The sequence below is a fragment of the Methylophaga sp. genome, assembly GCF_965655755.1.
In the GTDB taxonomy this organism is placed as follows: domain Bacteria; phylum Pseudomonadota; class Gammaproteobacteria; order Nitrosococcales; family Methylophagaceae; genus Methylophaga.
The window spans coordinates 43,829-46,211 of sequence record NZ_CBFHHW010000007.1; the positions used below are offsets into that span (position 1 = coordinate 43,829).

Genomic DNA, 2,383 nt, shown 5'->3' on the forward strand with positions numbered 1-2,383 from the left:
TGCAGGAATAACAACTTTATAAATCGTGGTGAAATAGTTCAGCCGCAGTACGCGGGCTACATTAATTAAGTCTTTATCAATGGATGAAACGCCAACAGCGGTATTGATTAAAGTCGGCCATAAGGAACATAGCATCACCGTGATTGCTGATGTCACAAAGGATTTTGAAAACATTGGATCATCTGAAATATACATGGCACTAACGACCATCGTGACAATCGGTAACCAGGCCAGTGGCGATACGGGTTTAAAAATTTGAATCAACGGATTGATGGCGGAATATAAAGTGTTACTTAACCCGGCAACGATACCAATAGGAATCGCGATCACACTGGCTAAGAAGAAGCCGACAAAGACAGTAGCTAAACTCGTCAGGATTTGGTCAAAAAAAGTTTCTTTTCCCGTGTAGGGGCGAATCATTACGTCAGCATCTGGATTTTTTTCCAGTTTGATAGCATTGCGTTTTTCCTGACGCTCTATAAAAGCTTCTTCGCGCTCCCGCTCCTGATAATGCTCATCCACTAAGACCGTAGTCTGCTCCCAGACCTGCGTCGGGCCGGGTACTTGACCTAGACTGGTAATAATTTTTGCTGCGCCCATATGCCACAACAAAAGAAATACGACGATGGCAGACATCGGTACCAACACCATCTTGGCGAGATCCTGCATCTGGTTTTTCGGAGACTCACCGGTTCCTAACTTGACCAGTGGAATAAACCAGGTAAAGCCTGTTAATTCCAGAAAGTTAATCAGTTTATCTTTCATTTTTACTCTTTATTTTGGTATCGAAACAATCAACCTGCCTGTAATGCAGGCAGGTTGAACACCATTGCTTCTATGCTTTACTCAACGACTTCATCACCTTTCAGGCCAATCGGGAACTGTTCCAGATAGGCATTAGGCTGGGTACCATCAAACGTAATGCTGTCGATGAACTCAGTTTGTGGCGCTTTATAACCGGTTTCGGTATCGAAATCAGGAAAATCCGTTGCATCCAGCTTACCTTCTGCAATCAGCTCTTTTGCTGCCACCGCATAGATATCGGGACGATAAACTTTCTTAGCAATATCCATATACCAGCTGTCGGGTTTAGGTTCAGCAATCTGACCCCAACGACGCATTTGTGTCAGGTACCAGGTTGCATCACTGTAGTAGGGATAAGTCGCGTTATAACGGAAGAACACGTTGAAATCCGGCACTTCACGCTTGTCACCTTTTTCATACTCAAAAGTACCAGTCATGCTGTTAGCAATAACATCATAGTCAGCACCGACATAGTTACTTCGCGACAGAATTTCTACTGCTTCCGGACGGTTGGCATTGTCATTTTCGTCTAACCAATGTGCTGCACGAATCAAGGCTTTAACAACAGCGATATGTGTATTTGGATTTTCTTCTGCCCAGCCTTTGCTCACACCAAATACTTTTTCTGGATTGTTTTTCCAGATTTCATAGTCGGTAATGACAGGCACACCAATACCTTTGAACACGGCCTGTTGATTCCATGGCTCACCCACGCAATAACCGTAAATGGTGCCGGCTTCCATGGTTGATGGCATTTGAGGTGGCGGTGTGACAGACAGCAGTGCATCGGCTTGTAGCTTACCGCTTACATCGCCTTTATGGGGTGCATAGTAGCCGGGGTGAATACCTCCGGCAGCTAGCCAGTAACGTAACTCGTAGTTATGTGTCGATACCGGGAAAACCATTCCCATATTGAATGGCTTACCTTCAGCCTTGTAAGAGTCGACAACAGGTTTCAGCGCTTCAGCACTTATCGGATGAACAGGTTTACCATCTTCACCGACAGGAATATTTGGTTTCATCTGCTCCCAGATGTCATTGGAAACAGTAATCCCATTACCATTCAAATCCATACTGAATGCGGTAATGATGTCGGCTTTGGTACCAAAACCGATAGTGGCTCCTAAGGGCTGTCCTGCCAACATGTGTGCACCATCCAGAGTGCCGTCAATCACGCCATCCAGTAAAACTTTCCAGTTCGCCTGTGCTTCTAATGTGACGTACAGACCTTCATCTTCAAAAAAGAATTTTTCATACGCGATAGCCAGTGGGGCCATATCAGTGAGCTTGATAAACCCAAACTTTAAATCAGGTTTTTCAATTTCACCTGGGGCGGCATAAGCTGTCGTTGATGACATCAAACCGGTACTAATAACCAGGCTCGCTGCTGCGAGCGTTTTCACAATCGTACGGCGTGTGATTGAGAAGAGTGGATTTTTTTGCATTATCTGCTCCAAGTTTTGTCCAAAAAAAAAGACGTGCCCACTGAGCTTTAGCTCTGCGAGGACGTCTTTATCCATATTTAATTTTTTAAGGTTACCCGTCGTTGGGTTGTGACTCGGAGTATAGTTTGCAGGTA

The 2,383-nt window shown here is 44.8% G+C and carries 2 protein-coding genes; both read right to left on the bottom strand.

Translation table 11 applies throughout. The features are described 5' to 3' along the window. On the bottom strand, nucleotides 1-765 hold a 765-nt coding region (locus ACTF5U_RS04110; RefSeq protein WP_438970371.1), incomplete at its 3' end, for an ABC transporter permease. Nucleotides 766-842: 77 nt separating this feature from the next. Further along, nucleotides 843-2,249: a CmpA/NrtA family ABC transporter substrate-binding protein gene (locus ACTF5U_RS04115; protein WP_438970407.1), complete on the bottom strand. Its 1,407-nt coding sequence runs from the start codon at nucleotides 2,247-2,249 to the stop codon at nucleotides 843-845. Between the last annotated feature and the right edge of the window lie 134 nt (nucleotides 2,250-2,383).